7 protein-coding genes are annotated in these 8,109 nt (G+C 70.5%); 6 read left to right on the top strand and 1 reads right to left on the bottom strand.

All coding sequences use genetic code 11. The annotated features are described in order from the left end of the window. Positions 1 to 293: 293 nt before the first annotated feature. Positions 294 to 1,634: a UDP-N-acetylglucosamine 1-carboxyvinyltransferase gene (gene murA, locus ACZ7LT_RS05920; RefSeq protein ID WP_471234702.1), complete on the bottom strand. Its 1,341-nt coding sequence runs from the start codon at positions 1,632 to 1,634 to the stop codon at positions 294 to 296. A 298-nt stretch (positions 1,635 to 1,932) separates the two neighbouring features. On the opposite strand from murA, the gene ACZ7LT_RS05915 reads away from it, so the two are divergent. The 6 genes from ACZ7LT_RS05915 to ACZ7LT_RS05890 all read left to right on the top strand — a co-directional run bounded on the left by ACZ7LT_RS05915 (position 1,933) and on the right by ACZ7LT_RS05890 (position 7,851). Further along, the gene (locus ACZ7LT_RS05915; protein ID WP_019886747.1) at positions 1,933 to 2,493 is read left to right on the top strand and encodes a YqgE/AlgH family protein; all 561 of its coding nucleotides are present in this window, start codon (positions 1,933 to 1,935) and stop codon (positions 2,491 to 2,493) included. 30 nt (positions 2,494 to 2,523) lie between these two features. Then, positions 2,524 to 2,811, top strand: coding sequence for a DUF3039 domain-containing protein (locus ACZ7LT_RS05910; protein WP_351219202.1), 288 nt, complete (start codon positions 2,524 to 2,526; stop codon positions 2,809 to 2,811). 231 nt (positions 2,812 to 3,042) lie between these two features. Next, positions 3,043 to 4,347: an extracellular solute-binding protein gene (locus ACZ7LT_RS05905; RefSeq protein WP_471234701.1), complete on the top strand. Its 1,305-nt coding sequence runs from the start codon at positions 3,043 to 3,045 to the stop codon at positions 4,345 to 4,347. A 5-nt stretch (positions 4,348 to 4,352) separates the two neighbouring features. After that, on the top strand, positions 4,353 to 5,324 hold the full coding sequence (locus ACZ7LT_RS05900; protein ID WP_471234700.1) for a carbohydrate ABC transporter permease: 972 nt from the start codon (positions 4,353 to 4,355) through the stop codon (positions 5,322 to 5,324). Then, entirely contained in the window at positions 5,321 to 6,172 is an 852-nt protein-coding gene (locus ACZ7LT_RS05895) for a carbohydrate ABC transporter permease (protein WP_471234699.1), read from the top strand. The genes ACZ7LT_RS05900 and ACZ7LT_RS05895 overlap by 4 nt, the downstream gene beginning before the upstream one ends. Before the next feature lie 32 nt (positions 6,173 to 6,204). Continuing rightward, positions 6,205 to 7,851, top strand: a complete 1,647-nt coding sequence (locus ACZ7LT_RS05890; RefSeq protein ID WP_471234799.1) for a beta-N-acetylhexosaminidase — start codon at positions 6,205 to 6,207, stop codon at positions 7,849 to 7,851. Positions 7,852 to 8,109 lie beyond the last annotated feature (258 nt).

Below are 8,109 nucleotides of genomic sequence, written 5' to 3'. Positions count from 1 at the left end.
CGGGGGATGACCCCCGGACCCCCAGCCGAAGGGCGGTCCGCGGCGGGCCTCCACAAGTCGGAGCCGGCCTCCACCGTGGCGGGGGCCGGCTCTGTCGGTGCGGCGGGTCGTCAGACGACCGTGCCGCCCGGGAGTTCGACCTTCGCGCCCAGCTCCACGAGCTTGTCCATGCTGTGCTGTCCCGGGGGATGACCCCCGGACCCCCAGCCGAAGGGCGGTCCGCGGCGGGCCTCCACAAGTCGGAGCCGGCCTCCACCGTGGCGGGGGCCGGCTCTGTTCGGTGCGGCGGGTCGTCAGACGACCGTGCCGCCCGGGAGTTCGACCTTCGCGCCCAGCTCCACGAGCTTGTCCATGAAGTTCTCGTAGCCGCGGTTGATCAGGTCGATGCCGTGGACCCGGGACGTGCCCTGCGCCGCCAGGGCCGCGATCAGGTACGAGAAGCCGCCGCGGAGGTCCGGGATGACCAGGTCGGCGCCCTGGAGCTTCGTGGGGCCGGACACGACCGCGGAGTGGAGGAAGTTGCGCTGGCCGAAGCGGCAGTGCGAGCCGCCCAGGCACTCGCGGTACAGCTGGATGTGAGCACCCATCTGGTTCAGCGCCGACGTGAAGCCGAGCCGCGACTCGTACACCGTCTCGTGGACGATGGACAGGCCCGTCGCCTGCGTCAGCGCCACCACCAGCGGCTGCTGCCAGTCCGTCTGGAAGCCGGGGTGGACGTCCGTCTCCAGGGCGATCGACTTCAGCTGCCCGCCCGGGTGCCAGAAGCGGATGCCCTCGTCGTCGATCTCGAAGGCGCCGCCGACCTTCCGGTACGTGTTCAGGAAGGTCATCATCGAGCGCTGCTGCGCGCCGCGCACGTAGATGTTGCCCTCGGTCGCCAGCGCCGCCGACGCCCAGGACGCCGCCTCCAGGCGGTCCGGGAGCGCGCGGTGGGTGTAGCCGCCGAGCTTGTCCACACCGGTGATCCGGATCGTCCGGTCGGTGTCCATGGAGATGATCGCGCCCATCTTCTGCAGCACGCAGATGAGGTCCTCGATCTCCGGCTCCACGGCCGCGTTGGACAGCTCGGTGACGCCCTCGGCCAGCACGGCCGTGAGCAGCACCTGCTCGGTCGAGCCGACCGAGGGGTACGGCAGACGGATCTTGGTGCCGCGCAGCCGCTGCGGGGCCTCCAGGTACTGCCCGTCCGCGCGCTTCTCGATCGTCGCGCCGAACTGCCGCAGCACGTCGAAGTGGAAGTCGATCGGCCGGCCGCCGATGTCGCAGCCGCCCAGACCCGGGATGAAGGCGTGACCGAGGCGGTGCAGCAGTGGGCCGCAGAACAGGATCGGGATGCGCGACGAACCGGCGTGGGCATCGATGTCGGCGACGTTGGCCGACTCGACGTGCGTCGGGTCGAGGATCAGCTCGCCCGGCTCCTCGCCGGGGCGGACCGTCACACCGTGCAGCTGGAGCAGTCCGCGGACCACGCGGACGTCACGGATGTCGGGCACATTGCGCAGTCGGCTCGGCTCGCTGCCGAGCAGGGCGGCGACCATCGCCTTGGGCACGAGGTTCTTCGCGCCGCGGACGCGGATCTCGCCCTCCAGCGGGGTTCCGCCGTGGACAAGCAGTACATCGTCTGTGCCGGTCATGAATCTCGCGTTCCGGAGGGGGTCCCCCTCAGTCGTACGAGGGGGAGGTCGGGCAGGGCCAGGGAAAAGGGTACGGGCCTTCTACCCCCGTTCTGTAAGTCCAAGGGGGCCTGTCAGATGTAATGAATCAGGCACAACACCCTCTGTCCCCGCGATCTTGCGGAGCGTCACCGTCCGCTTGCCCGCGGGGCGCCGCCGGAGGGTGCGGGAGGTGTACGGGGCGCACATCGCCGGCCGTCCGCCGCGGACTGTCCCGCACACCCCCCGCGAACGACGAAGATGGGGGATCATGTCTCGCATGACCGAGGTGTCCTCGCTCACAGGACGGCTGCTCGTCGCCACGCCCACGCTGGCGGATCCGAACTTCGACCGCGCGGTGGTGCTGCTGCTCGACCACGACGACGAGGGCTCCCTCGGCGTGGTCCTCAACCGGCCCACCCCGGTCACCGTCGGAGACATCCTCGAGCAGTGGTCCCCGCTGGCCGGCGAGCCCGGCGTGGTCTTCCAGGGCGGCCCCGTCTCCCTCGACGCCGCCCTCGGCCTCGCCGTGATCCCCGGCGACGAGGGCCCCCTCGGCTGGCGCCGGGTGTACGGCGCGATCGGCCTGGTGGACCTGGAGACCCCGCCGGAACTCCTCGCCGCCGCCCTCGGCTCCCTGCGGATCTTCGCCGGCTACGCGGGCTGGGGCCCCGGCCAGCTGGAGGAGGAGCTCACGGGCGGCGCCTGGTACGTCGTCGAGTCCGAGCCCGGCGATGTCTCCTCCCCGCACCCCGAATCCCTCTGGCGCGCGGTCCTGCGCCGCCAGCGGAGCGAGCTCGCCATGGTCGCCACGTACCCGGACGACCCGTCGCTCAACTGATCCCGCGGCCCTTCAGTACCCTTGGGATCCATGAGCACTCTTGAGCCCGAGCGCGGGTCAGGTACGGGGACCCTCGTAGAGCCGACGCCGCAGGTGTCCCATGGCGACGGCGACCACGAGCGCTACGCCCATTACGTCCAGAAGGACAAGATCATGGCGAGTGCCCTCGACGGCACTCCCGTGGTGGCACTGTGCGGGAAGGTCTGGGTTCCGGGGCGCGACCCCAAGAAGTACCCGGTCTGTCCGATGTGCAAGGAGATCTACGAGTCCATGGGCGCCGGCGGTGGCGACAAGGACAAGGGCGGCAAGGACAAGTAACAGCGGTCCTTCCGTCGGGGACGGCCCCCGGAGCGTGCAGGTGCGCGCTCCGGGGGCCGTTTGCCGTTTACGGCCCGTGGCGGCCGGGGGGCGTTGCATCCTGTGCGTTCGCTGGTCACAGAGTGGTTGAGACCACTTGTCCGCTTGTTGGGGCGGCCCTAACCTCACGCGTGTTGTGCAGCACGAAACGTCCGTTGCGCATGCTGCAACGCCGATGGGGGGAGCCCCGTAATGAAGCTGTCCGCCCGAATCGCCGCCCCGGTCACGGCACTTGTTCTGGCCGGCCTCACCGCCACCGCCTGCGCCCCGGGGACCTCCGGCCGCTCCGCCACCCGGGACGAGAAGAGCGGCACCCTGCGCGTCTGGCTCTTCCAGGAGGTCAACAACAAGCCCAAGGAGCAGGTCGTCGACGCGGCCGTCGCGGCGTTCGAGCAGCGGCACAAGGGGGCGGAGGTCGAGGTCGAGTACATCCCCGTCGACACCCGCGCCCAGCGCATCAAGGCAGCCTTCAACGACCCCAAGAGCGCGCCCGACCTGATCGAGTACGGCAACACCGACACCGCCGGCTACGTGAAGGACGGCGGACTCGCCGACGTCAGCGCCGAGTTCGGGGCGTGGGCGGACGCGAAGGACACCGACCCGACCGCCCGCTCCTCCGTCACGGTGGGCGGAAAGATCTACGGCGCGCCGCTGTTCGTCGGCGTACGGGCCCTCTACTACCGCACCGACGTCCTCAAGGAGCTCGGTCTCGCCGCCCCCAAGTCCCAGGCCGAGCTGATCGACACGGCGAAGAAGATCCGCAAGGCGAAGCCGGAGCTGTACGGGCTCGCGGTCGGCGGCACGTACACGTACGGCGCGATGCCGTTCATCTGGGCGCACGGGGGTGAACTCGCCACCGCGAGCGGCGGTACGTACAGGGCGGCGGTCAACAGCGAGGCGGCCCGCAAGGGCGTCACCGCCTACACCTCCCTCTTCGGTGACGACAACTGCCCGGCCGCCAAGTGCGCCTCGATGGGCGGCAACGCGACCGTCACGGCCTTCGCCCAGGGCAAGGCCGCCATGGCGATCGGCGGCGACTTCAGCCACGCGGCGGTGGAGGCGGGCGTGGTGAAGGGGAAGTACGCGGTCGTGCCGCTGCCGGGCGTCGCGGCCGGATCGATCGCGCCGGCGTTCGCGGGCGGCAACAACCTCGGCGTGCTGAAGAGCAGCGGCCACCGCACCCTCGCCGTGGACCTGATGAAGTCCCTGGCCGGCAAGGAGACCCAGGCCAAGCTCTTCGACGCGATGGGCTTCCTGCCGACGTACACGGACGTACGGGCCGAGGTCGCGAAGAAGGAGCCGTTCGTGAAGCCCTTCGTCGACTCGCTGGGCGCGGGGGCAAAGTTCGTCCCGGCGTCGCCCGCCTGGGGGCAGATCGACGCCTCGGCCGTACTGCCGACGATGCTCCAGGAGATCGTCAGCGGCCGTAAGGACGTGGCGGCGGCGACGGACGACGCGGCGAAGAAGATGGACGCGGCGTTCGCGTCCGCGGGCTGAGCGCGATGACCGACGGTACGAAGACCGCTCCCCGGGCAGCCGCCCGCCCCCGTACGGGCTCGGAGGCGGGCGCGGGTGTCGCCGGGGCGGGCGGGCGGCGGGGGCGCGCCGGATGGACGCCCTGGCTCTACCTCCTGCCCGCGCTCGTGGTGCTCGGCGGGCTGCTCGTCTACCCCATCTACCAGCTCGGCCTCATCTCCTTCCTGGAGTACACCCAGGCCCAGGTCAGCGGCGGGGAACCCACCTCGTTCCAGGGGCTCGGCAACTACTCCGCCCTCTTCTCCGACGGCGAGTTCTGGCAGGTCCTGCTCGCCACCGTGCTGTTCGCCGCCGCCTGCGTCCTCGCCACGCTCGCTGTGGGCTGCGCGCTGGCCGTCCTGCTCACCCGGGTCCGGGCGGTGCCCCGGCTCGCCCTGATGCTCGCGGCGCTCGGGGCCTGGGCGACCCCCGCCGTCACCGGGTCCACGGTCTGGGTCTTCCTCTTCGACCCGGACTACGGTCCGGTCAACCGGCTGCTCGCGCTCGGCGACTTCTCCTGGACGTACGGGCGCTACAGCGCCTTCGCGCTCGTCCTCTTCGAAGTGGTGTGGTGTTCGTTCCCGTTCGTGATGGTGACCGTCTACGCGGGCATCAGGGCCATCTCGTCCGAGGTCCTGGAGGCGGCGTCGCTGGACGGGGCATCGCAGTGGCGGATCTGGCGCTCCGTCATGGCGCCGATGCTCCGGCCGATCCTGGTCGTCGTCACGATCCAGTCGATCATCTGGGACTTCAAGGTCTTCACCCAGATCTACGTGATGACCAACGGCGGCGGCATCGCCGGCCAGAACCTCGTCCTCAACGTCTACGCCTACCAGAAGGCCTTCGCCTCCTCCCAGTACAGCCTGGGCTCCGCGATCGGCGTCGTCATGCTGCTGATCCTGCTGGCCGTGACACTGGTCTACCTCCGCCTGCTGCGCCGCCAGGGAGAAGAACTATGAGCCTGCTCCGTGTCGGTGTCCGTGTCCGCAGGCCGGGTCGACTGCTCGCCGAGGCGGCCGCGCTGCTGGTCGCCGCCGTGGTCGCCTTCCCGCTGTACTGGATGGTCCTCTCGGCGTTCAAACCCGCAGGTGAGATCCAGTCGGCCGAGGCCCGGCCATGGACCGTGGCCCCGTCCCTCGACTCCTTCCGCCGGGTCTTCGAACAGCAGGACTTCGGGCGGTACTTCCTCAACTCGCTGCTGGTCGCGGGCGCGGTCGTGATCGCCTCCGCGCTGATCGCCTTCCTCGCCGCGACCGCCGTGACCCGCTTCCGGTTCCGGTTCCGTACCACTCTGTTGATCATGTTCCTCGTCGCCCAGATGGTGCCGATCGAGGCGCTGACCATCCCGCTGTTCTTCCTCATGCGCGACTTCGGGCAGCTGAACACGCTGGGTGCGCTGATCCTGCCGCACATCGCCTTCTCCCTGCCGTTCGCGATCTGGATGCTGCGCGGCTTCGTCAAGGCGGTCCCGGAGGCCCTGGAGGAGGCCGCCGCGCTCGACGGCGCGAGCCGGGCCCGGTTCCTGTGGCAGATCCTCTTCCCGCTGGTCTTCCCGGGGCTCGTGGCGACGAGTGTCTTCTCCTTCATCTCGACCTGGAACGACTTCCTGTTCGCGAAGTCGTTCATCATCAGCGACACCTCCCAGTCGACGCTGCCGATGGCTCTGCTGGTCTTCTTCAAGCCGGACGAGAACGACTGGGGCGGGATCATGGCGGCCTCGACCGTGATGACCGTTCCGGTGCTCGTCTTCTTCGTACTCGTACAGCGGCGTCTGGTCTCCGGACTGGGCGGCGCGGTGAAGGACTGAGGACTGAGGTGACTGTGTCCGACCTGCCCGGCATGGATCTGATCCCCGCTCCCTGCCACGTCGAGGGCCTTCCCGGGCGCGGCTTCGTCCTCGACGGCCGCGCCCCCCTCGTCGCCGGCCCCGGCACCGGGAACACCGCGCGCCGGCTGCGCGCGACGCTCGGCGCCGCCTTCGGGCTCGATCTGCCGCCCGCCCCGGAAGGCACCCGCGGCGGCATCGTCCTGCGGATCGACCCCGGGGCCCCAGGGGGCGAGGGGGACCGGGCGGGCCTTGGCGCCGAGGCGTACCGGCTCACCGTGGACCCCGCCACCGGCATCGAGATCGTGGGCGGTGACGCCGCCGGGGTCTTCTGGGGAGCGCAGACGCTGCGTCAGCTGCTCGGCCCGCAGGCCTTCCGCAGGGCGCCGCTCGGCACCCCGCCCCCGGCCGTACCCGCCCAGGTCGTCACCGACGGCCCTCGCTTCCGCTGGCGCGGCCTCATGCTCGACGTCGCCCGTCACTTCCTCCCCAAGGACGACGTGCTGCGCTATCTCGACCTGCTCGCCGTACACAAGCTCAACGTCTTCCACTTCCACCTCACCGACGACCAGGGCTGGCGCATCGAGATCACGCGCCACCCCCGCCTCACCGAGGTCGGCGCCTGGCGTTCCCGTACGAAATGGGGGCACCGTGCCTCACCGCTGTGGACGGACGTCCCGCACGGCGGCCACTACACCCAGGACGACATCCGCGAGATCGTCGCGCACGCCGCCGAGCGGCATATCACCGTCGTCCCCGAGATCGACATCCCCGGACACTCGCAGGCCGCCATCGCCGCGTATCCAGAACTCGGCAACACCGACGTCATCGACACCACCGCCCTCTCCGTCTGGGACACCTGGGGGGTCAATCCGAACGTACTCGCCCCCACTGACAACACCCTCCGCTTCTACGAGGGCGTCTTCGAGGAGGTCCTCGCCCTCTTCCCCTCGACCTTCGTGCACATCGGCGGCGACGAGTGCCCCAAGGACCAGTGGAAGGCCTCGCCGACCGCCCAGGCCCGGATCGCGGAGCTCGGCGTCGGCGACGAGGACGGGCTCCAGTCCTGGTTCGTCCGCCACTTCGACCGCTGGCTCGCTGCCCGGGGCCGCCGCCTCATCGGCTGGGACGAGATCCTGGAGGGCGGACTCGCGCCGGGTGCCGCCGTGTCCTCCTGGCGCGGCTACGCGGGCGGGATCGCCGCCGCCGAGGCCGGGCACGACGTCGTCATGTGCCCGGAGCAGCAGGTCTACCTGGACCACCGTCAGGCGCCGGGTGACGACGAGCCGGTGCCGATCGGTTACGTCCGCACCCTGGAGGACGTCTACCGCTTCGAGCCGGTGCCGCCGCAGCTGTCGGCCGAGGCCGCCGCCCACGTCCTGGGGACCCAGGCCAACGTCTGGACGGAGGTGATGGAGAACCGCTCCCGTGTCGACTACCAGGTCTTCCCGCGGCTCGCCGCGCTCGCCGAGGTCGCCTGGTCCCCGCTGCCCGCCCCGCACGCGCGCGACTTCGCGGATTTCGAGCGGCGAATGACCGCCCACCACCGGCGCCTTGACGCCCTCGGCGTCGACTACCGGCCGCCCAGCGGCCCGTTGCCGTGGCAGCGGCGACCGGGGGTGATCGGACGCCCGATCGAGGGGGCGCCCCCAAACGTGTGAGCCCGGCCGCGTGAGGGCGCTCAGCGCCCGGTCGCCTGGGACGGTGGACGCCCGTCAGGTCCGGTCCCCGCGGCCGTTGGGCGCTGCCGGACATAGTCGTGTCATAAGTCGTACAAGGTTCGTCGAAGAGTGGCAATACACATCTGCCGCCGATGCCGTGGCAAATCGGGTCATCTGCCAGGTCAGCGGACGTCCGGTGTGGAAGTGCGCTTCGCGGACCCTCGCGTCGCACGGCTCGGAAGATGTGCCAGAGTTGCC

It is taken from the genome of Streptomyces sp. NPDC039465 (genome assembly GCF_055639315.1).
This window is presented reverse-complemented; position numbering and strand designations above follow the sequence as displayed.